The sequence below is a fragment of the Bacteroidales bacterium genome (assembly GCA_035353855.1).
Taxonomy (GTDB): Bacteria; Bacteroidota; Bacteroidia; order Bacteroidales; family CG2-30-32-10; genus DAOQAK01.
This window is the reverse complement of the sequence record DAOQAK010000058.1, coordinates 1-23,806: the sequence shown is the minus strand read 5'-3', so window position 1 is coordinate 23,806 and position 23,806 is coordinate 1. Positions and strand designations below refer to the sequence as shown.

The following is a 23,806-nucleotide window of genomic DNA, read 5'->3' as shown; positions in this document are numbered from 1 at the left end:
TTTTCAGCTCATTCAATCTTGATTTTTTGCAAACCTGTTTTCTTTGAGTATAACATTTAAATTATCCTTTATTTCCTGAGATAAATTTTCATAAACAAAAAACACCAACTCTTTTCTTCTTTTAGTCATTTCAACAGTTAAACTTTTGGTAACTTGACTTGCAGTATTTCTCCATATCCCTAAAATTGAATCTTCAAAATAAAATTCACCAATTTGGGAAAGTCGTAAAAGTGTTGGTAAATCTACAGTTGGTATATCATAATCTTGACAAAATCCTCCAATATCGATTAAACTGCTTTTCTTTACACAAATAGTTAAAGCTACTATAGGATTTTCAAAAAGTAAATAATTTAAAAAAGTCCCGATTGGTTTGTTATACAAAAATGAATCGTTATTAATTATATTTGGATGCACTCCAAGAACTTGTGAAAAGTCAGCATTCTTTGAATACGCTTTTCCCCATGTTAAAATCACTTTTGGGTCATTTTCAAAAATTTCAACCTGTTTCTCTAACTTATCCTTTTCCCAAACATCATCACCTTCAAGTATAGCAATGTAATCGCCTTTTGATTCTTTTAATGCTTTATTGTATGTTACATGTAATTTGAAAATGCCAATATTTTTCTGATTTATCAATCGAATTCTGTCATCTTTTTTTGTATATTCCAAAACTTTTTCGGTTGTGTTGTCAGTACTTCCATCATTCACAACAATCATTTCCCAATACAGATATGTTTGCGCTAAAACAGATTCTATACATTCAGAAATATATTTTGAATGATTGTAAGTTGGAGTTATTATGGAAACAAGAGGTGATGACATCTTCTGTATATATTTATTATTTTTTTATTTTAATATGTCATCTGTTATTTTTAAAATTTCTTCTTCTCTTTTTTCAATATTAAAATTATCTAAAACAAATTTTCTAGATAAATCTCCTGAATTCATTTGCAATGCTTCTAATATAGCTTTTTCTAATTCATTAACATTTCTTTCACATATTACAATTCCTGTATTTCCAATTGCATCAGGGATTCCATTAACATTTGAGCCAACAGGAATACATTCACATAACATCGCTTCATTTAATGAAACAGGCATACCTTCTGTTATTGATACTTGCACATATACTTTTGCAATATTATAATAATACATTAAAGTTTCATCTGGACAAAAGTAAGGAATGATCTTTAGATTTAATATTTCTGAAACTTTATAATTTTCTTCTAACCAATTTCTATATTGTTCTTTTATACTTATTAAAACAAATGTTATGTTTTTATTTCTTCTGGCAACATCGATAAATAAATCAAATCCCTTATTATAAAAATCATTTATTTGAAACATTGTTCCAACAGTCAAAACTATATTTTCACTTTTCCTAATATTGTAATCTCTTTTAATTCTATCAGGGTTTATTCCATTATAAACTATTTTTATTGGCGTCTTTAAGTCAGGAATATAATGTTTTACACCATCGATATGTGGTTTTTCTTGATTATAGAATGAATTCTCGTGATAAATAAGAGAGCTATGATTTGCTATTATAAGGTTGGTATTTTTTAAAGCATATTTTACAAATGCACTCCTCGTTTTTTTCAAATAAACTCCTTTTTTTAATTCAGGATAACATATTGCTTCCTGACCACCAATAAAAACAATTGATTTTTTTCCAAAAAATTTTGCAATGAAGACCATTATTGCTGCATGATAATCTGCAAACCATGTTATAAACAATTTTGATTTTCGAGTTTTAAAAAATAAAAAGAATAATAAGCTAATTGCACCTATAAAAATTTTTATTTTATCTTTCTTTAATTTTATTAAACATGGAATTACTTCAAAATACTTATTGAAGATTATTTCATCTAAATTAATAAATGAAGAATTAGAGGGTTTTACAAAGATTATTTTAGATTTCTTATTAATCATTTATTTATAATAAAATTATCAACACACCTTTTTATCCCTTCTTCTATGCTTGTTTTTGGCTGCCAATTAAGTTCTTTCTTAGCTTTTGAAATATTAGCAATAACATCAAACACTTCATTTTCTCTTGAAATATTTTTTGACGAGTATTCTTTTTTTATACTCGTAACTTTTAAAACTATTTTAATGATTTCTTCAACACTCACAGAATAGCCGCTTCCGACATTATAAATTCCTTCCTTATCAACTGAAAGCATTAATGCATCAACAACATCATCGACGAAGACAAAATCTCTTTTAGGCTTTAAATCCATTACTTCAATAATTTTATCATTATAAACTTTTTTAATTATTTCAGGAATTAAAAATACTTCAAGCTGATTTACACCGTAAACATTGAATGGTCTAATAATACATGTTTTTATTCTGTAGTTATCGGCAAAACAACTACAAATTCCTTCTGCCAATATTTTGCTGTTGCTATATGGATTGTACGATTTTAATTTATGGTTTTCATCAATCGGTAAATAATCAGGATTGCCATATACGTATGAACTTATGTATGTTAAGCTGCAATTATTTTTTCTGCAAAACCCCAAAACATTTGTTGTTCCTAAAACATTTACATTATAAAAGTCATAAGGATTTTTCCAACTATCGGGAACGAATGTTTTTGCAGCAAGATGAAAAATGTGTTTTATATCTGATTCATCAAAAATATTTAATGAATCTGCTTTAGTGATGTCGCCATCTTTATAATCAAATGTCTTAACATTGTATCCTTTACTCATTAATTGTGCGACAAGCAACTTACCAATGAATCCTTCGGAACCGGTTACAAGAATATTCATCATTTAAGCAAATGCTTTAGTTTTTCAACATCGTTATTTGCTTTCTCGTAATCATCGGGCCTGCCTATATCAAGCCAATACCCATTATATCTGAAAATATTTATTTTTTCATTTTTCTTCAACATCATATTCATTAAATTATCAAAGCCGAAAGAAGTGTCTTCTGGAATAAGTTTCAATAATTTTTTATTGATAACATTAACACCCATTGCTACTTCGTAGTTGTATTCAGGTTTTTCGAGGAAACCCACTGCGTTGCTTCCTTTTTTATCAACTTCAATTACGCCAAAATCAATTTTTACTTTTCGTTTATATGTTGAAACTGTAAGTTGTGCTTTGCTTTTAATATGATTCAAAAATAATTTTTTAAAATCTAAGTCTGTTAATAGATCTCCATTCATTACTAAAAAATCATCAGGTAAATTTTTAATTAATTTCAATGGAGCTATTGTGCTTAGCGGCTTTTTCTCAAATGAATAATTAATTTTTATGCCGAATTTTTTTCCATCGCCAAGAAAAGCCATTATGATTTCCGCAAGATGATTTACACAAATAAATACTTCATCAACACCTGCATTTTTGAGCCTATTTATTAATATATCAATTATTGCTTTCTCCCCAATAGGAACAAGTGGTTTTGGGATCGAAGTTGTGTAAGGTTTTAATCTTGTTCCTTTACCTCCTGCTAATATTACTGCTTTCATATATTTAATTTAAAATTTATAAACCAAAAACTAAAAGTTACAAAAATCAATATTTTATATTTTCGCTTATAGTTTTTCACTAAATATTATAAATATTCGGTTTGAAAAACTCAAGATTTTTTGAATTTGAAAACCAAGCTATAGTTTCATCCAATCCTCTATCCAATGTGTATTGCGGCTGCCAATTAATTAATTCTTTTGCTTTTTTATTTTCAGCCCACAAGCGTTCAACTTCACTTTTTCCAGGACGAATCCTTTGTTCATCCGTTTTCACTTTCACTTCTTTACCAATAATAGCAGATATCTTAGCAACCAAATCGCCGACAGAAATTTCAAAATTGCTTCCTATATTTATTATTTCACCATTCGCCTTTTCAGTTTCAGCAGCTTTAATGAAGCCGGTAGCTGTATCTTTAACAAAATTCAAATCACGTGTAGGGGTAACAGAACCAAGATTTATTTCTTTTTTTCCTGATAAAATTTGAGTAATTATTGTAGGAATAATAGCTCTTGCTGACTGCCGCGGCCCATAAGTGTTAAACGGACGAACAACAGACACAGGTGTTTCAAATGAACGATAAAAAGTCAAAGCAAGAAAATCAGCTCCTGATTTAGTTGCAGCATAAGGCGATTGGGGGTTTGTCGGATGCTCTTCCGTTATAGGCACAAACTGAGCTGTACCATATATTTCACTTGTTGAAGTATGAACAACTTTTTTTACATCAAGCTCACGTGCTGCTTGTAAAATATTTAAAGTTCCTTTTACATTTGTATCCACATAAACATCGGGAGAATGATATGAATAGGGTATTCCAATCAATGCAGCCAAATGAAAAACGATTGCATTTCCTTTCATTGCAGTCTTAACGCCATATGGATCACGGATATCACCTATAAAAACATCAATTTTTTTTTTAATATTTTCATCCATATAATCCAACCAACCCCAGCTGTTAAAAGAATTGTAATGCACGAATGCTTTTACTTTACAATCTCTTTTAACTAATTCTTCAACCAAATGGCTCCCGATAAACCCACCGGCACCTGTAACCAGAATATTTTTACCTTTTAAATCCATATATTAAATATTATAAGCTGAAATTCATGAATTTCCAATGAATAACTGTAAACTAAAAACCAATATATATTTTATCGTCAATAATAATTTCCTATAACTATTTTATTCAGAATTTTTGATAATTCAAAAGTTAAATTTTTCCTACTATACTTTTCAATTCCTGCACTATTAACATCAAGCGAGTTTTCACAAAATGATTTATAAAAATTAATTACACTATCTCTTAAATGTTCAAAATCATCAAAATCTGAAATTACACCACATTTTGTTTCATTAATGATTTCAGCTGCATCACCGTCAGTTGGACCAATACACAATACAGGACGCTTAGCGGCAAGATATTCAAAAAACTTTCCTGTCAGAATCATTTTTGCATTTGGCGTATTATTTAACAAAAGTAATAAAACCTGTGATTGTTGCTGAACACGTATTACTTCATCATGCGGTAAATAATCAATATAATTAATATAATTTTCAAGTTTATATTTCTTTATTGATTCCTTTACAGAAAAATCAACCTTCCCAACTAACTTAATTTCTAAATCTTTCGAAAATCTTTCAGCATCAAAGGAATTTTGCGATCTATCATTTAAAAGAAAATTCAAGACCTTCCATAACACCTCGGGATTGCGTGATTTTACAAGACTTCCGATATGTGCAATGCTAAATTTCTTATCCAAAACAACATCTTCAATATTTGTTTCTTCATCATAACCATTTGTAATTACCTCATATTTTCTATTATGTAATCTCTTCATATCTTCAGCCATACTCCTACTGATTACAGTAACAGCATCAGCATTTTTCAAAACTTTATTTTCCATTTTATGATGTCTTTTATCTGCCCATCCTGATAACATTAATTCATGATAAAAATCAATATTTGTCCATGGGTCACGGAAATCGGCTAACCAAGGTATATTCAATGATTTTTTTAATCCTAAAGCAATCATATGCATACTATGAGGTGGACCATTAGAAACTATTGCATCAACTTTATTTGATTTTAAATATTCTTTAAGAAACTTTACAGAAGGCTTTATCCAGAATCTTCTTGCGTCAGGAATAAAAAAATTTCCACGAATCCAAACTGATATTTTCTCTGTAAGTTTTGGTTTCTTGCTTTCGGAAAGCAGTGCAGTATTTATTTTATGCGATTTTTTTTTTCCTATAAATGCTTTATAAAAATTATACGGCTCCCATATTTTTGTTTTAATTACTGTTAAATTTTCCGGTAAATCTTTTAACAGAGAATTATCAATCACAGACATTTCGGGGTTTTCAGGCGTATAAATTATAGGTTCCCATCCAAAGTTACGCAAATATTTCACAAACTTTAACCAACGCTGCACTCCAGAACCACCGCATGGTGGCCAGTAATATGTAATTATTAAAACTTTTTTCATATGGAGTCATTCATCTCTGCACTATTCTTCTTTTTCTTTTTCAATTCAATAAATACTCCACAAATAATTGAAAAAATTAAAATAATATTAAATGCCAGCGATACTTTTTCACCAATATAAAATGATTTGGGCTCGAATTTCCAGGTTATTTCATGTTTTCCTGAAGGAACTTCCATAGCACGCAATATATAATTAGCACGGAAATAAGGCGTTTCTTTACCATCAATATATGCATTCCAACCTTTGGCGTAGTATATCTCTGAAAAAACAGCGAGCTGAGGCTTAGACGCATTATAAAAGTACTTTAAAAAATTAGGTTTGTATTCTGTAAGTTTGATTACTGCTGTAGAATCTTTACCAGAATTTTTTATCGTAATCATGTTTTCAAATCGTTTATCGACTATAGCTGTCTCTAAAGGTTTAAAATCTTTCATTGCTGCTATTTCAGAGTCAGCATTAGTTACCAACTTATATTCATCTACAAACCATGCATTACCTATAGCATTGCTATTCATTAAAGGCGCAGCTTCCGGGTTATATATAATATATTTTGTATTCAGCATATTCAAAACAGGAATATTTTTTAAAGTCATCGTTATAGCTGAATCAATAGGTTTTGACGAAAATGCATTTTGTATCTTAACCATTTCTTCATATATTCTGGTCTCAATAAGTTCCTGGTATCTCTTTAATTTCGCAGCATGATAGCCTCCAATGGAATTATGATAATATGATGTAGCCGCATCAATAAAAGGACTATTCATATTTAAAACTCTATAATCAAGACTTGTATCACTAAGAATTATCTCATCACATTTTGATTTAGTATTCGTAGTAGCTTTCAATTTATTTTTAGTAGTGAAATTATCTGAATTAAGATATCTTCTATCAACAGGCCACATGTCGCATATCACTAATAAACCTAACACGATAATTACAAGATTAATATTTTTGATTTTATTAATCACAAAAAGCCAAAGTATCGCAAAAGCCAGTGCTATAAAAATCAATGATCTCAAACTATCTGATATTAACAATCCATGCCTGTCAGATTGTATCGTAGTAATAAGCCATTCCGGATAACCATTTTTTAGTAATTCTTTATCTGATGGGGAAATAAAATCCAGGAATGCACCGCTAAAAAATCCAAAAATCACTATAATTCCCAAACAAATAATACCGGCATATTTTAAAGATTTTAATTTTATATCTTTTGATATTTTTTCGCTAAAAATATTTTTTAATGCCAGTAACCCAAGGAGAGGGATACAAAATTCAGCAATAACCAATGTCATCGATACTGCTCTGAATTTATTATATCCCGGCATGTAGTCGAAGAAAATATTTGTAAACCACATCATATGTTTTCCCCATGCAAGGAAAATAGATAGTAATGTTGCCGATAATAGCCACCATTTATATTTACCTTTCACGATAAAAAGCCCGAGAATAAAAAGAAAAACAATGATTGCACCAACATAAACAGGTCCCGAAGTAAATTGTACATCGCCCCAATATGTCGGCATATTTTTAATTATTTTCTCAGAATTTTGTATACCATTTTCTTTTAAAGCTTTGTATGTATCTGAATTTTTACTTAACTCTCCCTGCGATGCTCCACCCATATAATTAGGGATAAGCAAAGTAAATGTTTCCATCTTTCCATAACTCCAGTCGGTTGCATAATCCCTATCAAGTCCTCCTGTTTTATTTCCTTTATCATTTGTCAGTTCTGATTTTCCTCTTGTTGAATATTCCAGGTATTCGTTGGTTGTCCATAAATTACTGATATTAACCCCTACCGAAATAATTACTGCAACAATCATAACACCAACAGCGATGAAAAAATCTTTTAATTTTTTTTCTTTTAGTTTATTTACAAACTCAGCTATTCCTAATATGATTACTATCAGCATTAGATAATAAGTTATTTGTAAATGATTGGCATTTATTTCAAGGGCAAGGAAAAATGCAGTAAGCGCACCTCCTATAATATAACGCCTTCTGAAACATAATAGAACACCGGCAATAAACGGCGCCATATAACCTATGGCATTTGCTTTTGAATTATGACCGGCTTCAAAAATTATAAAGAAATATGAAGAAAAGGCATAAGCCATAGCCCCGACAATACTTAAACCCTGATTGACACCAAGAACTAATAATAAAATATAAAACCCAATAAAATAAAGAAAAACCAAGCCAGCAGGATGAGGTAACCAAAGTTTTATTGCCCTGTCAAAATAATTAATCAAATTAGTTTTATGAACTACAGAAATTTGATATGCAGGCATTCCTCCAAACATTCTGTTGGTCCATAATGCCTCTTCTCCAGTTTGATTGCGATAATCAACAATTTCTTTCGACATACCCTGAAAGTGAATAATATCACTTTGCATAATTTGTTTTCCTTGTAATACAGGATACATGTATGCTAATGCAATAAAAGCAAATAATGCAACAGTCAGGCAATAGGGTAATATCGATTTGAATTTTATTTTCTCCATGATTTATGATTTATTATTTAGTATTACTTTATTTCTTCATAATCTACATATTCACCTTTTTCAATTTTACTATTTGAGTTGCTTTCCGGGTTATGTATAATATTTATTTCTCCTTCATTTCTATCAGGAACATGATCATAAAAATCCATTTTTTGATATATTTTATTACTGTAATGTTTTACAAAACTTTTTAAAAGTAAAGGGAAAATATATCTTCCTGCCAGCATAAAGGAAAAATATACAATAATTATAATCAGAAAAATTTTCAAAATAAGAATAATTATTTATTATGCGAAAGTAAAGATTTTTTTAATATCGGAATAAAAGAAAGCCCTTGATATTTATTATACAGGAGCTATGAATTAACGAATAATTATACTATTGTTTTAATACCATATTATTTTCACTGGCAAACTTTCCCTGGGCTTTTATAAATGCATTATAAATTTCTTTTTCTGTATTAAAAAATTCATCTTCTATTTGATTTACACGCTCCTCATCCTGATCCGAAATTTCAGATTTCATCAGTATTTCAGTTTCTTCTTTAAAGCCTCCTTCCGCTGTATTTTTATATAATGTAAAAAGCCTGATTGCTGCATCACGAAATTCAGTGTTTTTATTAAATGCATCTATTTTACTAATAGTATCAATAGCAATCTTACATTGTTTAGTTAGTTCATCCAGTTTTATTTTTGCTTCTTGTACATTTTTATTTGTAAATGCAGCATTCCATGCATCATGTTTTCCAAGTATCAGCTTTTGCTGATCAACAATAAAGTCGTTATATGCAACTGCTGTTGAGAATGAATTTTTATCTGAGCTTTTATTATTTCTGCATGCAGAAACAATAAATATTAATGTTATTAAAAAAAATAATTTTGATTTCATTACAGATTAATTTATTAAATGAATAACAAATATATAAAAATTCCCCTATATTTTCTGAGAAATAAAAAAGGGAAGCAATGCTTCCCTTTCAAGAAATATTCTCTCAATAATTTAAAAATTATCTTTTATGTAATTTTTCGTCAGAAACAGTAAGTTTTTTTCTGCCAGCAGCTCTGCGTGACGATAAAACTTTGCGTCCATTAGCAGTTGACATTCTTTCTCTGAAACCATGTTTGTTTCTTCTCTTTCTTTGTGATGGCTGAAATGTTCTTTTCATCGCTTTTCAATTTTTAAGGCTGCAAAGTTAAATATTATTTTTAATTATACAAATATTTATTTTTTTGGAGCATTTTTTAATGTTTCTGTAAGAAAATCCCAGAATTTTTTCACAGAAGGAACATTTACTTTTTCATCCGGAGAATGCGGGAAACGAATGGTAGGCCCGAATGAAATCATATCCCAGTTTTTATATACTCCACCCAAAAGTCCACACTCCAATCCTGCATGAATAGCTGCAATCTTAGGTTTATTGCCAAATTGTTTTTCATAAGCAGCTAGCATCTCCTTAAGTATTGGAGAATCCATGTTTGGTTTCCATCCCGGATATTGTCCATCAAAAATTGCTTCAGCTCCGGCAAGGTTATATACGCTTTCAACCATATGTTCCAAATCTTCTTTTGCTGAATCTACCGAACTTCTTAAAAGACACTGGATTTTTATTTCACCATTCTCGGATTTAATAGTGGCAAGGTTAGTAGAAGTTTCAACCAGCCCTATCATATCCTGGCTCATACGCATTACGCCATTAGGTGTAGCATATACTGCATTTAAAAAATTAAATGTCGCTCTTAAATCAATAACATTTGCAGGCATTGCAACGGGTTCAACTGTAATTTTAATATCTGTTTCAACACCTTTATATTCATTAATTACAATTGAAGAAAATTCTTCAACAAATTTTTTGAATTCAGCAACTTTATCTTTAGGTAAAGTAATTACAGCAAATGATTCCCTGGGAATAGCATTGCGAAGCGAACCTCCATCAATTAATGAAATCCGTAAATTATAATTTTTATGAGCATGCCATAAAATGCGGGTTAATATTTTATTTGAATTACCTCTTTCAAGTGCAATATCCACTCCTGAGTGACCACCTTTAAGTCCGCCAACATTTAATTTGAAAGATTCTGAATTTGCTGGAACTAATTCTTCACCATATTTAAATTTTAAATTGGCATTTGTACCACCTGCACAACCTACGTAAAGTTCGCCTTCATCTTCTGAATCGAGGTTCATTAAAATATCGCCTTTAAGTAAACCTGCTTTTAAACCGAAAGCGCCTGTCATTCCTGTTTCTTCATCAACAGTAAATAAGGCTTCAATAGGACCATGAGTTAAATCTTTTGCTTCAAGAACTGCCATAGCTGCTGCCATTCCAATTCCATTATCAGCTCCGAGAGTTGTACCTTTTGCTTTTACCCACTCGCTATCAATCCAGGGAATGATAGGATCTTTTTCAAAATCATGTTTGGTATCATTGTTCTTCTGGGGAACCATATCGAGATGTGCCTGAAGAATAATACCTTTTCTATCTTCCATACCCTTTGTTGCAGGTTTTCGGATGATCACATTACCTACTTCATCAACAATAGTTTCGAGGTTTAATGACTTTGCCCATCCTACAACAAAATCGCGTAATTTAGCTTCATGTTTTGAAGGGTGAGGAATTCCGCATATTGCTTCAAAATTATTCCACAATGATGTTGGCTGTAAATTGCCTAATATATTTCCCATAATTATTTCTCCTTTTTTAATAATTCAATAAATGTTATGTATTTGTTGTCATATAATTGCGATAAAAATTTTCCAAGCCTTTCATTCACCGGATGAATTTTATCACCAAATTGTTCTGTAAGCAAATCGGCTATCTCACTAACTTTTTTTTTCCCGTCAATAAGCAACCAGCTGGCAGTGCCTATCTCATCAAGTTTCATATGAATAAACGGCGACCTGTTTCCAAGCATATACTTGCTTACTTTTTTATTTTTAAATTTTGGATAAAGCAAAGTTACCATACCTGCGTCATCAACTTCATGACTTACTTTAGCCATAGGTGTCAAATCAAGTAAACTGGCACTTTTTAAAATCTTTCTCCGTTCAAAAAAACTTACTTCCATTTTAAATATTATAGTGTATATGGTATAGAGGTATAAGGTTTATGTTATGTTTACCCTATACCTCTATTCCTTTATAACTTTAGTTTAGAAACTTCCACTTGGAGGTGGTGGTTCGCTTGCATCACCTTTATTCTTCAGTGGGAAATAAATCAATGCAAATGCTATCAGAGTAAGAATTGTCATACTAATGAAGAACGACGGATTTTCAAATATTGCAGGAGTTGGAACATCCATAAAATATAATAATGCAAAAACAAGTCCCATCAATGCTTCGCCAGCTATAAAGCCAGACGCAAGCAATATTCCTATATTATCCATTCGTATCATTTGTCCTTTTGAATATTTTTTAACCGGGTTTCCTTCAGCATCCAAAACCACTTTGCCATTTTCTTTCTTATTTGTATTAAACATCTCAAGAATACCTTTAACACAGCCACCTAAGAATATCGCAAAAGTTGTTTCCAAAGGAAGATACATACCAACACTAACAAGCATAGGACTTTTAACCTGCATTAAAATAAATGCCAACCCCATTAACATCCCTACTATTATTAAAGGCCAAGCCATTTGTCCGCTTACAATACCTTTTGATAACATTGCCATCAAGCTAGCCTGAGGAGCAGGAAGATTTTTACTTCCAAAACCACCATCGTATCCATCTTTCAATCCTTGTGCAATATCACCCTGATTCAGGATAACAAGCACACCAAACATAACTGAACCGGCAAGTATAACACCGATAATATCACCAATCTGCATGCGCCATGGTGTACCACCAAGGATATGCCCAGCTTTCAGGTCTTGTAACATTTCGCCTGCAACAGCAGCAGAAACACAAACTATGGCAGCAACTCCTAAAACTGTTGCCACACCTGCATCGCCATGTACGCCTAAAGCAACAAGTATCAATGCTGTTGTAACTAAAGCTGTAAGTGTTAAACCACTAATCGGGTTATTGCTTGAACCCATTATACCAACAAGGTAACCCGATACTGCACCAAATAAAAATGCCAATACGATTAGTAAAGTTGCTGCAACTATTGAAACCAGTAAACTTGCTTCAAATACAAAGAAGGTAATGAAAAATGTTAAACATGCAACAAATAAAATTCCAATAATTATCCAAGTGAAAGGGATATCTTTTTCGGTACGAACTGTTTCAACTTTGCCTCCACCGGCAACTTTGCGTACATCACCAACAGCTCTTCTTATACCTTCGCCCAAACTTTTACGCATTTTAAATAATGTGAAACATGCCCCCATTAACATACCGCCAATAGCGATTGGGCGAACAATGAACCGCCATATCTGGGTTATCTGAAAAGTTGAATCGCTTACTTTTTCCAATGCAGCAGCATCTGATAAAGTAGGATCTTTAACTTGCAGCATTGATGCCCAGCTTGTCAGAAAATCCATATCAATCGAAGGAGAGATAAAATAATAAATCATAGGTGCCAGTAAGCCCCATGCTATCAAACCACCGCTAAAGTTCAATGCGCCATATTTGGGTCCGATGATGTAACCAACTCCCATATAAGCCGGGCTTATACCGGGAGAGCTTAAAAGCAATCCACCTTTTCCTGAAAATACAGTTCCTGTTATAGTTTGTTTTGAGAATGTAATAAATTTCTCCCATGAAGTGGCAAAAAATTTAAGCTGACCAAGTGCCTGAATAATTGCACCACCTGCCATTGCCCCAAAAAGAAATTTTGAACCGCCGCCGCTTCTGCGACCGGCTTTATGAATTTCGGCAGCAGCAATTGATTCGGGGAATTTTAATTCAACATCTTCAACCATTACCCTACGAAGTAAGGCAACGAACATGATACCGAGGATACCTCCTGCAATAAGTATCAACGATGAAGTCATATAATGTCCTACAGTAAAAAATTCAGGCCATATACCCGACACGAAAAATGCAGGCAATGTAAAAATAGCACCTGCTGCTACTGATTCACCAATAGATCCAACAGTACGGGCAAAATTCTCTTCTAATATTGAACCTTTTAATGTTTTTAAAATTGCCATTCCAATTACAGCGGCAGGATAAGTGGCTGCTATAGTCATACCTGCACGCAACCCGAGATAAGCATTTGCAGCACCAAGAACTACTGCCATGATAAGCCCAATGATCAAGGCTCTTACAGTGAACTCGGTCATGTTTGTCTCGGCTGAAACAAAAGGCACGAATTTCTTTTGTTCTGACATGTTTTTCCTCCTTTATTAATTTATTTATTTGTGTTTATTTATACTTCAGCTGAACGAATTTGCAAAATAATGCAAATTCATTCGCTCAGTATTACTGAATCTAAACGACTTTGACTTTGCAAATTCGTCAAGATTCAGTATATTTATTTTCAGTCAGCTAATTAAATAAAAAACTATGAAACTGACAAAGATAATTTTATCATAAAACGTTAAAAGATATGTATCAGTTTTTTAGTAGCAAAATATTCTTCTGAAAAAAAATCGCTTAAATCAAAAATTTTATAATTACTCTTAATATTTTTTAATTCGTCCTGAAAATCGCCACCTTTCAGATACAACACACCATTCGGTAAAGTATTATTCTTATTCCTGCTTATTTTATTTTTCACAATATTATAAAAATCAGGTAAGCAGGTAACCGCACGCGAAACAATGAAATCAAATTTTTCATCAATCGTTTCAGCTCTTTGATGAATCCCTTTTGCATTTTTTAATCCAAGCTCAGAAATTACAGCATTAACAACATTTATTTTTTTTCCTATAGAATCAACCAGGAGAAAATCAGAACCAGGAAATAAGATTGCCAGAGGAATCCCGGGAAAGCCTCCGCCTGTTCCCACATCAAGAATCTTCGTTTCATTCTTAAACTGAATCACTTTAGCTATTCCCAGTGAATGTAATACATGGTGTTCATATATATTTTCAATATCCTTCCGTGAAATGACATTAATTTTTTCATTCCATGAAGAATATATATCCTTCAATGCAATAAATTGCTGTTCCTGAGTGGAGTTAAGCGAAAAATATTTTTTTATTATTTCCATTTTTGATTTGGCAAAGTAAAATATTTTTTTGATTTATCAGAAAAACATTTTATGTTTGCTAAGAGTTTCCAGATTTTTATGAAAAAATTATCTCTAACCATTTTCTTTACATTTATTGCTATTTCCTTTACTGTTATAGCTTTTACTTCTGCCCCAAATACAAAGAAGTACACGCTTACACAATATGTCGATACTTTCAAAATTATTGCAGTTGAAGAAATGAATCACTCAGGCGTACCCGCCAGTATTACTCTAGCGCAAGCAATACTCGAATCGGGCTATGGAAACAGCTATTTGGCACAATATGCAAATAATCATTTCGGCATTAAAAATAAACCCGACTGGAAAGGTGAAAAATTCTGGGTTGGAAGCAATTGTTATAAAAAGTATAAAAATATTCTTGAATCTTATGCTGACCATTCCAACCATATTAAAACAAGAAAATGGTACGCTAATCTTTTCTCCCTGAACATTACCGATTATAAAAACTGGGCATTTGGTCTTAAAAAAGCCGGCTATGCCGAAGACCCAAGCTATGCATATCGGCTAATTTATATTATTGAAAAATATAAATTCAATTCCCTCGATAGCTTATATTGCCCTGAAGATTCTACTTCTTTAAATTAATTCAAAAACAAATAATATTACATTTAATATTACGTTGCTGAAATGATATTTGGCTAAATTTGTAATGATGAAAAAAAATTTACTCATATTTTTTTCTTTTTTATTTAATTTTCTTTTTGCACAACAATACGAGGATTTTGGGTTTGAACGAAACACCTCAATTGTTGTAAAAGATAATTTAAATAATATCATTTCTAACCCATGGGGCGGCGGGCTGAATTCATGCCAGTTCTCAGAGATTGATTTAAACTTTGATGGCAAAAATGATTTATTTATTTACGACCGCAGCAGTGCAAAAATTGTAACTTTTATAAATAACGGAAATGCCAACTCTATTGATTACACTTATGCTCCAGAATATCGCGAAAGATTTCCTGAGATTCATTACTGGGCAAAACTAATGGATTATAATAACGATGGGAAAGAAGATATTTTTACTTATGCATATGGCGGTGGTATTGCTGTTTATAAAAATACCGGTAATGCAACAACCGGATTAAAATTCACAAAAGTAGTTGAACCTATTTTATCGCTTCAGGATTCGCAATACTCAAACATACTGGTTACAAATGTTGATTTTCCTGCTATTTCAGACATCGACAGTGATGGCGATCTGGATATTTTAAATTTCTGGGGACTTGGTGAATATGTTCAGTTCCATAAAAATTTATCTATGGAACTATACGGAAATGCTGATAGTTTGAAATTCGAACGACAGGAATTTTGCTGGGGCGATTTTAAAGAAGGAGTTTCGGATAATAAAATTTCGCTGAATATTATTTGTCCGAATAAATCGGGAAAAGAAAATGAAGAGAATGATTTCAAACATACCGGTTCTACTATGCTTGCATTGGATCTGAATGGTGATAATTTAAAAGATCTACTTCTTGGAGATGTAGATTTCCCGGGCTTGATAGCGCTTAATAACGGAGGAACTATAAACGATGCATTAATGACAAGCACCGATACTTTATATCCTTCAAACACAAATAAAATAAATTTGTTTTCATTTCCCGTTCCCAGTTTTCTTGATGTAAATAACGATAATAAAAAAGATTTACTTGTATCACCTTTTGATGTAAGCATGACTATTGCTGAAAATCAGAAGAGCTGTTGGCTTTACAATAATTCAGGAACTTCTTCTTCGCCCGTTTTTAATTATAGTAAAAATAATTTTCTGCAAGGTGATATGATCGATCTGGGTTCCGGTGCTTATCCCGTTTTCTATGATTATGATGGCGATGGATTGAAAGACCTTTTTATTTCAAATTTCGGAACACGCGATTCATCCTACTATTCAAATGGGTTTTTATATTCTATTTATATTTCAGGAATTAGTTTGTATAAAAATACGGGGACTTCTGTGTCGCCACAATTTACTTTGATAACAGATGATTTCGCTAACATCAGATCAAGAAAATTAATTGCAGTTTATCCTGCATTCGGCGATATTGACAATGATGGCGCTGCTGAAATGATCATCGGAAAATCGAATGGAAAAATTGATCTGTACGAAAATACAGCAGCAGCCGGACAACCCATGAACATGGTGCTTTCACAAACCGACTATTTTGGAATTTATGTTGGCAATACTCCTACTCAAACTTATCCTTCAGCAACTCCGCAATTATTCGACCTGGATAAAGATTTGCTTCTAGACCTTATCATTGGCGAAAAAGCAGGCACTTTAAATTTTTATAAGAACACTGGCAGTGCAACAAATCCGCAATTTACATTAATTACCGATTCTCTTGGAAAAGTTGATGTAACAAAACATACCGTTTCAAATTACGGTTACAGCATTCCGTGCTTATTCACCGATTCGGCCGGAAATACTAAGCTTTTCGTTGGCAGCGAAAGCGGAAATATTTATTATTACAAAAATATCGACAACAACATTAATGGAAAATTCACGCTTGTTGATTCTAATTATTTATACATAAACGAAGGAATGCACAGTGCTGTAGCTGTTGCTGAGCTTGATGGAAATAATTTTCCGGAAATGGTTGTTGGAAATTTCTCGGGAGGCGTTACTTATTATAGCGGCACACACCCTAATCCTGTTGGGTTTGCTGAATATTATAAAAATGAGAACAATTTGGAAATTTTTCCCAATCCCGCTGCAAGCAATGTAAATATTACTATTCCAAACGAATTAAAAAATAAAAAAATACTGGTTGAAATTTTCAACATAAATGGAAAAGTTATTTTTAACAAAGAAATAATCTCACCAGCATCTTCTGCAACGCTTGATATAAGCCAAGCACCAAGCGGATTATATTTTATACGGCTACAAAATTATTCAGCAAAGTTGATGATTCAACGATAGAGCAACTTTCTCTGTGAAACTCTTTTTTCTCCGTGTCCTCTGTGTTAAAAATATTTAACTATTTCAACACAGAGTCCTCAGAGTTGACAGAGCTGCACAGAGTTTAAAATAGAAAAACCTTCTGCATTTATTTGGAAGGAACTTTAAATTTATTTATCATTGAAGATGTGAAATGGAAAATGTCAAAACTATTTATCCATTTTGCAATTTTACATTTGTTATCTAATATTTGACATATTATTAATTCATCATATTAATACAAACCATTTTTGGTTCAGTCATTTCCTGTAAAGAGAATTTTATTCCTTCACGTCCAAGTCCTGAATTTTTAATTCCGCCAAAAGGCATAGAGTCTAAACGATAATCGGTAGAATCATTGATGATAACTCCGCCACAATCCACGCCGTATGCAGCTTTCATAGCAAGGTTAATATTGTTGCAAAAAACAGCAGCATGCAATCCGAAAGGCAGACTGTTTGCTTTTGCAATAGCTTCGTCCATTGTTTCAACCTGGTAAAGATTTACAGCCGGCCCGAAAACTTCTTCCTTATGAATGGTCGCATTTTCAGGAACATTTTCCAAAACCGATGGTTCCATAATTGCACCTTTACGTTTGCCACCGCATAAACATTTTGCACCAAGGCTCACTGCTTCTTTAATCCATTTTTCAACACGTTCGGCTTCTTTTTCAGTAATCATCGGACCCATGTCACAATCTTCCTGCATCTTGTTTCCGATTTTATATTTCAATGTACGTGCAACAAATTTATCACGGAATTCATTATAAATTCTTTTGTGAATATAAATGCGCTGAACGCCTATACAATTTTGTCCGGCAGCCCAGAATGCGCCACTCACGCAGCTTTCAACGGCATAGTCAACATCCACATCATCCCAAACAATCACAGGTGAATTAGAACCTAATTCCATTCCGATTTTCTTAATGCCTGCAATTTTTGTGATCTCTTTTCCGGCATCGAAACCACCGGTAAAGCTTACCATCCGGATACGTTCATCCTGAACAAGAGCTGGACCAATCTCACTTCCGTTTCCGGTTACAACCTGTAAACATTCTTTTGGTAAACCTGTGGCAAACATGGCTTCAGCGAGTTTTATTGCAGAAAGTGGAGTAACCGTTGCAGGTTTTAACACCACGCTGTTTCCGGCAGCAATTGCGGGTCCCAGCTTATGTGCAACCAAATTCAGCGGATCGTTGAACGGAGTAATTGCAAGAACAACTCCAATTGGCTGACGATAATAATATCCTAATTTATTTTCGCCACCGGGAAATGAATCGAAAGGAATGGTTTCGCCAAGCAAACGTTTCGATTCTTCAGCAGAAACGCGCAGAGTGTTCACACAACGGTTTGCTTCTTTACGTGCTTCTTTAATGGTTTTTGATCCTTCGCGTGCAATGGTAACGGCAAACTCTTCTTTATTCTTTTCAACAATTTCGGCTGTTCTGAAAAGTATTGTTGCTCTTTCATGAACAGACATCTTACGAATAATCTCATAGCCTCTTTGTGCTATTTCAATTGCTTTTAAAGCATCTTGTTTTGTTGATTTTTTTACTTCTCCTACAATCGAATTATCGAACGGGTCGTAAACAGGAATCAATTCCTTACATGCTACACAATTTTCTTTTGTCATCGTTTCCATAATAATATAGTCTATAAAATTTATATATAAATTTCGATATGCTTTATTGTACATATCGATTGCATAATTTTCGTATTTAATGATTTTTGGTTCAAGAGAATTTTACTTAGGTTAAAATTTCAATTTTTTTTTAAAATGCTTTGGTGGGTTCTCCTGTACTGCTCCACTCGCGCATTGCGTAGTATTTTTGAACGAAAGAATTAAAATATTCTTTATCTAATTTTTTTCCTTCCATGAATCCCGACAAAGTTGTTTCATTAAAGAAACGACCGGGAAGTGTGTCATCAGTATGTTTTCTGCCATTGCGGGTATTGTAACTTCTTGCCAGATGCGTGATGCGTGTTCCTGTTTCAAGAAGCGATTTACCCGTATGATTGCTGCCAGTAGCGGCATTGAGTATTCCTGCAAAAACATCAAGTGGTAATGGAACAAAATCACAAACCACTAAACTGTTTCTAACATTAGTAGTGTCGATGCCTTCAACAACAGTTGGAACAATATCTTCGATTTTAAAATCGGGTCCCATTTCCTGTTCGGCAATCCACAAACGTGTATGACTTGCAAAATCGGCAACAGCCATTGCAACGCCCATGGTAAGTGAACCTAAAGGATTTATTCCTGAAAGTTCCATTCCATAAATATTGATTGCAATATCTTCGCTGCCTTTACCAATTTTTTGTGAAGCAACTTTAGTTCCATCAGAAAAAATTTCACCGGGTCCTTTGCGGTATGCCATCTGTTCTAGCAATTCGCGCTGCGCTTCGGCATTTCCCCAATTTAGTTTAACTCCGAAATTATTTCCAAGCAAACCTTTTTCATAACATTCCATTGCAAAACCTACAGTACCACCGGCACTGATAGTATCCATTCCCAAATCATTGCAAATATCATTTGCCAGTGCAATATCTTTAATGCTTGCAATCTCGCAGTTCGAGCCCATTAATGCGGCAGTTTCGTATTCAGGTCCTTCAATTTCACGTCCATCCCAACGAGCCCATTTAGAACAACGAATAGAACAATTATAACATCCGGTATCTTTCCAATTTAGTTCTTTTCTGGTTGTTTCAGAACTTATTTCTTCGAATTCCTCGAATTCAACTTTCGACCAGTTCTTTGTTGGAAGAATATGGTTGGTCTGACATCCGCGAATACATTTCATCGTACCTTTTTGTCTGCGGAATTTTATGCCGGGATTATCAAGAATTTTTTTAGTTGCTTCTGCATTTACTACTTTGAATTTTTCTTCATCAAAATATTTTATAGGAATATTTCCATCAACAACAATTGCTTTCAAATTCTTCGAGCCCATTACTGCACCTGAACCGCCCCGGCCAAACTGACGATGTTTATCAACACCAACACATGCAATGTGTGAAAAATTTTCACCGGCCGGACCAATACAAGCAACACGCGGATCAGTTCCCTGATGGCGTTTTATTAATTCATCGTTTGTAAAATAAATTCCTTTTCCCCAGATTTCTGAAGCATCACGAAATTCAATCTTATCTTCGTTAATATAGATGTATGTAGGTTTTGCAGCTTTTCCGGTTATATAAATATAATCGTATCCTGCAAATTTTAAACGTGGTCCAAAATTTCCACCACAATGTGAATCAAGCGCGCTGCCTGTTAATGGTGATCGTGTAACCAGCATAGTTCTTGCACTTGTCTGGATTTTAGTTCCTGTGAAAGGTCCGTTAATAAAGATCAATGGATTTTCAGGACTGAGAGGTTCCGGTGATGGATTTAATTTATTGAGTAATGCAAAACCCATCCCTTTCGCTCCGATATATTTTTCTATCAGCGATTTATCTGTTTCTTTAAACTCGTACTTGCCTTTTGTAAGGTCGATGTACAAGCACTTTCGGGTATATGACATAATTTATTCGTTATTTCAAAATTTTATTCTGAATAGATGAATTGGAGAATGGAGCTTCCATTTTTAAAATTAGTTCACCCATTCTCCGTTTCATCAATTCTCCATTTCACTATTTCACTTCTTTATGAATTCTCAAAAGGTCAGTCAATATTGAGAAACCGGTCTGCATTCTTCCTGCACCAGGACCAACAATAGTAACATCACCCAACATGTCTGTTGTAAAAGTCAATGCATTTGTAGCGCCCATAACTCCTGCCAAAGGATGTGATAATGGAACCATTTCGGGAGCAACTGAACCGTAAACTTTTCCATCTTTCTTCTCAACACAACCAATAAGTTTCCAGCGTTTACCTTCTTTCTTGGCTTGTTCCATATCAGCCGGAGAAATTTTAGTGATGCCGTTACAGGTAACATCATTTATTTTTAATGGTGCGCCCATTACGATATTTGCAAGGATAGTCACTTTTCCGCGAGCTTCATAACCTTCTACATCGCCCGTAGGATCGGCTTCTGCGTAACCCAGTTCCTGAGCAACTTTAAGAACAGCATTGTAATCCATACCTTTTTCCATTTCGGTCAACATATAATTTGTTGTTCCGTTCAGGATACCGCGAATCTTAGAAATTTCACAACCAGCAAGAGGGCCTTCAGCTAAATTGATAATTGGAGTTCCTGCGCAAACAGTTCCTTCAATAAAAAATTTCACACCTTTACTATCAGCGAGTTTTTTGAATTCTGCATATTTCAATGCGGCTGGTCCTTTATTGCTTGTTACAACATGCTTACCTGATTCCAAAGCTGCACGTACATGGTCAATAGCAGGTCCACCGGTAGTTAAATCAGTAAATGTAAGTTCGCAAAGAACAGTAGCATTGCTTTCTTTAATGAGAGCAACATTATCCAATTTTGAAACATCTTTTGTAAATTTTTTCTTTGCCTTTGCTTCTTCAAGCATGAAAGGAATATCAAGTCCATTGGGGTTATAACAATTTCCGTAAACAAAGTCACCAACAGCAACAATGTCGAATTCGAAATTATATTTTTCTTTTAAAAAGTTTTTTTTGTTGAGAAGAATCTCACTGATTCCCTGGCCAACTGTGCCAAATCCTAATAATGCAATTTTGTGTTTCATGTTTTTTAATTTATAATTGATTAATGATTTATATTTTATTTTTTATTTTTTTCTTACTCCCTTCGCTTCCCCCTCTCCAATGTGGAGAAAGGTACTGCGGGGGTGAGTTTTAAATTTTTGCAAGTGCCTGTTCCAAATCCCTGATTATATCATCGGCATCTTCTATACCAACAGCTATGCGACAAGTAGAAGGTTTTATCTCGGCAAGTTTTCTTCCTTCTTCACCCTGCTGCTGATGTGTTGAAATTGCATTCAGTGTGGCAACGGTTTTGCAACGACCTAAATCTGTAGCCCTCCAGATCATTTGTAATGCATCGTAAAACTTACGTGCATTAACAGAATCCATTGGCGCTTTTTCTTTTATTTCCATTGCCATCATATATGAATACTTGTTTTCATTAGTATCAGCAAGCTTCATATATTTTTTTGCTATTTCATGTGCAGGATAACTTTTCAAGCCGGGATAATAAACTTTATCAATCTTCGGGTGATTTTCAAGATAGGTTGCTACTTTCATTCCCGTATCACTCATCTGCGAAATACGCATACGCAACGAACGTAAATCATTCAAAGTTAAAATTGAATTGATAGGACTTATTGAAGGACCGTTATCTCTGTATGGCCAAAGCTTTGCCCATACAGCAAAGTCAGCTTTCATTTCATCACAACCAACTTTACTGACAATGTTTTTACGAGAAGTAAGCATTCCACAAATTGAAGTTCCGTTTGTTGAAATAACTTTTGTTCCCGATTGAATTACAATATCGGCACCGTATAATAAAGGCCTTGTCAATGCAGGTGATGCACAGGTTGCATCAACAATCATAGGAACGCCAAATTTATGTGCAAGCTTTACTACTTCTTCAATATCAAAAATGGCAACAGCCGGATTAGAAGGGAATTCGCCATACACAAAGCGGGTACCTTCATCTATTTGCGATTTCCATTCATTCAAATCATAAGGATTTTTTATCCATCTTACATCTATCCCCTGCTCTTTATAACGGCGCACCGAGAATTGCTGAAATGTTCCGTCATAAACTTTTGCGCTGGTTACAAAATTTGGCTTTGGTAATTTATCATCTTTAATTAAAAATGCATCCGTAGCTGTCCTTATTGCAGCCATACCACTTGATGTAGCCAGGCACGATGCTTCAATATCTGAATCGTACGATTCGAGCAGTGCAATGGTATCTTCTAGAAATCCGTTAGAAGGGTTTGCAATTCGGGAGTAACACCATGTTGGCATTTCATAAGCAAGCGCCGCTTCCATGTGGGCGCTGTCTACATATGCTTCAGCAGTGGTAAGATAAATAGGTTCCATAATAGAACCTGAATTTCCGCTGAAAGCTTTTTCCATGTTGTACAAACCATGAGTGGCAATAGTGTCGAATTTTCTGGTTTTAGCGATTTTCACTGCTTTTGCATGGTCTTCCATCATTTTCTGACCGATTTTTATCCAGTCATCTTTTGTGAGTGGTTTTGACATAATGATAATTTTTTTTAAATTATTATTTACAAAGTTGAAAAGCACTTTTATATAATAAATATAAATTATCATTGCTGTCCGACTAAAATTTAGCCAAACAAATTAAGTTGTAAATATAG

The 23,806-nt window shown here is 33.4% G+C and carries 20 protein-coding genes; 2 read left to right on the top strand and 18 right to left on the bottom strand.

Features of this window, described 5'->3' with window-relative positions:
• Positions 1-12: 12 nt before the first annotated feature.
• From PKK00_13105 to rsmG, 14 genes are all read right to left on the bottom strand, one after another.
• Positions 13-822, bottom strand: coding sequence for a glycosyltransferase family A protein (locus PKK00_13105; GenBank protein ID HNW99341.1), 810 nt, complete (start codon positions 820-822; stop codon positions 13-15).
• 24 nt (positions 823-846) lie between these two features.
• Positions 847-1,932: a glycosyltransferase family 4 protein gene (locus PKK00_13100; GenBank protein HNW99340.1), complete on the bottom strand. Its 1,086-nt coding sequence runs from the start codon at positions 1,930-1,932 to the stop codon at positions 847-849.
• A complete protein-coding gene (locus PKK00_13095; GenBank protein HNW99339.1) occupies positions 1,929-2,783 on the bottom strand; it encodes an NAD(P)-dependent oxidoreductase in 855 nt (284 codons plus the stop codon). Before PKK00_13095 ends, PKK00_13100 begins: the two co-directional genes overlap by 4 nt.
• A complete protein-coding gene (locus PKK00_13090; GenBank protein HNW99338.1) occupies positions 2,780-3,484 on the bottom strand; it encodes a sugar phosphate nucleotidyltransferase in 705 nt (234 codons plus the stop codon). Before PKK00_13090 ends, PKK00_13095 begins: the two co-directional genes overlap by 4 nt.
• Before the next feature lie 79 nt (positions 3,485-3,563).
• Entirely contained in the window at positions 3,564-4,562 is a 999-nt protein-coding gene (locus PKK00_13085) for an NAD-dependent 4,6-dehydratase LegB (protein ID HNW99337.1), read from the bottom strand.
• 77 nt (positions 4,563-4,639) lie between these two features.
• Positions 4,640-5,968 carry a glycosyltransferase family 4 protein gene (locus PKK00_13080; GenBank protein ID HNW99336.1) on the bottom strand — a complete coding sequence of 443 codons (1,329 nt, stop codon included), beginning with the start codon at positions 5,966-5,968 and terminating at the stop codon, positions 4,640-4,642.
• Complete coding sequence (locus tag PKK00_13075) at positions 5,965-8,475, bottom strand: YfhO family protein (GenBank protein ID HNW99335.1); 2,511 nt, start codon at positions 8,473-8,475, stop codon at positions 5,965-5,967. The genes PKK00_13080 and PKK00_13075 overlap by 4 nt, the downstream gene beginning before the upstream one ends.
• A 23-nt stretch (positions 8,476-8,498) precedes the next feature.
• A complete protein-coding gene (locus tag PKK00_13070; protein ID HNW99334.1) occupies positions 8,499-8,624 on the bottom strand; it encodes a hypothetical protein in 126 nt (41 codons plus the stop codon).
• Positions 8,625-8,853: 229 nt separating this feature from the next.
• The gene (locus PKK00_13065; protein HNW99333.1) at positions 8,854-9,363 is read right to left on the bottom strand and encodes a hypothetical protein; all 510 of its coding nucleotides are present in this window, start codon (positions 9,361-9,363) and stop codon (positions 8,854-8,856) included.
• 118 nt (positions 9,364-9,481) lie between these two features.
• Positions 9,482-9,640, bottom strand: a complete 159-nt coding sequence (gene rpmH, locus PKK00_13060) for a 50S ribosomal protein L34 (protein ID HNW99332.1) — start codon at positions 9,638-9,640, stop codon at positions 9,482-9,484.
• A gap of 56 nt (positions 9,641-9,696) precedes the next feature.
• Complete coding sequence (locus PKK00_13055) at positions 9,697-11,157, bottom strand: aminoacyl-histidine dipeptidase (protein ID HNW99331.1); 1,461 nt, start codon at positions 11,155-11,157, stop codon at positions 9,697-9,699.
• Positions 11,158-11,159: 2 nt separating this feature from the next.
• Entirely contained in the window at positions 11,160-11,540 is a 381-nt protein-coding gene (locus PKK00_13050; protein ID HNW99330.1) for a PqqD family protein, read from the bottom strand.
• An 84-nt stretch (positions 11,541-11,624) separates the two neighbouring features.
• Positions 11,625-13,748 (bottom strand): oligopeptide transporter, OPT family, encoded by a 2,124-nt coding sequence (locus PKK00_13045; protein HNW99329.1) that lies wholly within the window; start codon positions 13,746-13,748, stop codon positions 11,625-11,627.
• Positions 13,749-13,957: 209 nt separating this feature from the next.
• Positions 13,958-14,572, bottom strand: coding sequence for a 16S rRNA (guanine(527)-N(7))-methyltransferase RsmG (gene rsmG, locus PKK00_13040; GenBank protein HNW99328.1), 615 nt, complete (start codon positions 14,570-14,572; stop codon positions 13,958-13,960).
• Between the two features lie 78 nt (positions 14,573-14,650).
• On the opposite strand from rsmG, the gene PKK00_13035 reads away from it, so the two are divergent.
• Together PKK00_13035 and PKK00_13030 are read left to right on the top strand one after the other, a co-directional pair.
• Complete coding sequence (locus PKK00_13035) at positions 14,651-15,199, top strand: glucosaminidase domain-containing protein (protein HNW99327.1); 549 nt, start codon at positions 14,651-14,653, stop codon at positions 15,197-15,199.
• Positions 15,200-15,266: 67 nt separating this feature from the next.
• The gene (locus PKK00_13030; protein HNW99326.1) at positions 15,267-17,528 is read left to right on the top strand and encodes a T9SS type A sorting domain-containing protein; all 2,262 of its coding nucleotides are present in this window, start codon (positions 15,267-15,269) and stop codon (positions 17,526-17,528) included.
• 240 nt (positions 17,529-17,768) lie between these two features.
• Here PKK00_13030 and PKK00_13025 read toward each other — a convergent pair whose 3' ends face one another.
• The 4 genes from PKK00_13025 to PKK00_13010 all read right to left on the bottom strand — a co-directional run bounded on the left by PKK00_13025 (position 17,769) and on the right by PKK00_13010 (position 23,687).
• Positions 17,769-19,187 (bottom strand): aldehyde dehydrogenase family protein, encoded by a 1,419-nt coding sequence (locus PKK00_13025; protein ID HNW99325.1) that lies wholly within the window; start codon positions 19,185-19,187, stop codon positions 17,769-17,771.
• 130 nt (positions 19,188-19,317) lie between these two features.
• Positions 19,318-21,066: an aldehyde ferredoxin oxidoreductase family protein gene (locus PKK00_13020; protein ID HNW99324.1), complete on the bottom strand. Its 1,749-nt coding sequence runs from the start codon at positions 21,064-21,066 to the stop codon at positions 19,318-19,320.
• 109 nt (positions 21,067-21,175) lie between these two features.
• Positions 21,176-22,198 (bottom strand): homoserine dehydrogenase, encoded by a 1,023-nt coding sequence (locus tag PKK00_13015; GenBank protein HNW99323.1) that lies wholly within the window; start codon positions 22,196-22,198, stop codon positions 21,176-21,178.
• Between the two features lie 109 nt (positions 22,199-22,307).
• Positions 22,308-23,687, bottom strand: a complete 1,380-nt coding sequence (locus tag PKK00_13010) for an aminotransferase class V-fold PLP-dependent enzyme (GenBank protein ID HNW99322.1) — start codon at positions 23,685-23,687, stop codon at positions 22,308-22,310.
• Between the last annotated feature and the right edge of the window lie 119 nt (positions 23,688-23,806).

What these genes read in the sequence shown, in the direction of transcription:
- PKK00_13105 (HNW99341.1), bottom strand. Translation starts at nt 822, where the DNA reads ATGTCATCACCTCTTGTTTCCATAATAACTCCAACTTACAATCATTCA.
- PKK00_13100 (HNW99340.1), bottom strand. Translation starts at nt 1,932, where the DNA reads ATGATTAATAAGAAATCTAAAATAATCTTTGTAAAACCCTCTAATTCT.
- PKK00_13095 (HNW99339.1), bottom strand. Translation starts at nt 2,783, where the DNA reads ATGATGAATATTCTTGTAACCGGTTCCGAAGGATTCATTGGTAAGTTG.
- PKK00_13090 (HNW99338.1), bottom strand. Translation starts at nt 3,484, where the DNA reads ATGAAAGCAGTAATATTAGCAGGAGGTAAAGGAACAAGATTAAAACCT.
- PKK00_13085 (HNW99337.1), bottom strand. Translation starts at nt 4,562, where the DNA reads ATGGATTTAAAAGGTAAAAATATTCTGGTTACAGGTGCCGGTGGGTTT.
- PKK00_13080 (HNW99336.1), bottom strand. Translation starts at nt 5,968, where the DNA reads ATGAAAAAAGTTTTAATAATTACATATTACTGGCCACCATGCGGTGGT.
- PKK00_13075 (HNW99335.1), bottom strand. Translation starts at nt 8,475, where the DNA reads ATGGAGAAAATAAAATTCAAATCGATATTACCCTATTGCCTGACTGTT.
- PKK00_13070 (HNW99334.1), bottom strand. Translation starts at nt 8,624, where the DNA reads ATGGATTTTTATGATCATGTTCCTGATAGAAATGAAGGAGAAATAAAT.
- PKK00_13065 (HNW99333.1), bottom strand. Translation starts at nt 9,363, where the DNA reads ATGAAATCAAAATTATTTTTTTTAATAACATTAATATTTATTGTTTCT.
- rpmH (HNW99332.1), bottom strand. Translation starts at nt 9,640, where the DNA reads ATGAAAAGAACATTTCAGCCATCACAAAGAAAGAGAAGAAACAAACAT.
- PKK00_13055 (HNW99331.1), bottom strand. Translation starts at nt 11,157, where the DNA reads ATGGGAAATATATTAGGCAATTTACAGCCAACATCATTGTGGAATAAT.
- PKK00_13050 (HNW99330.1), bottom strand. Translation starts at nt 11,540, where the DNA reads ATGGAAGTAAGTTTTTTTGAACGGAGAAAGATTTTAAAAAGTGCCAGT.
- PKK00_13045 (HNW99329.1), bottom strand. Translation starts at nt 13,748, where the DNA reads ATGTCAGAACAAAAGAAATTCGTGCCTTTTGTTTCAGCCGAGACAAAC.
- rsmG (HNW99328.1), bottom strand. Translation starts at nt 14,572, where the DNA reads ATGGAAATAATAAAAAAATATTTTTCGCTTAACTCCACTCAGGAACAG.
- PKK00_13035 (HNW99327.1), top strand. Translation starts at nt 14,651, where the DNA reads ATGAAAAAATTATCTCTAACCATTTTCTTTACATTTATTGCTATTTCC.
- PKK00_13030 (HNW99326.1), top strand. Translation starts at nt 15,267, where the DNA reads ATGAAAAAAAATTTACTCATATTTTTTTCTTTTTTATTTAATTTTCTT.
- PKK00_13025 (HNW99325.1), bottom strand. Translation starts at nt 19,187, where the DNA reads ATGGAAACGATGACAAAAGAAAATTGTGTAGCATGTAAGGAATTGATT.
- PKK00_13020 (HNW99324.1), bottom strand. Translation starts at nt 21,066, where the DNA reads ATGTCATATACCCGAAAGTGCTTGTACATCGACCTTACAAAAGGCAAG.
- PKK00_13015 (HNW99323.1), bottom strand. Translation starts at nt 22,198, where the DNA reads ATGAAACACAAAATTGCATTATTAGGATTTGGCACAGTTGGCCAGGGA.
- PKK00_13010 (HNW99322.1), bottom strand. Translation starts at nt 23,687, where the DNA reads ATGTCAAAACCACTCACAAAAGATGACTGGATAAAAATCGGTCAGAAA.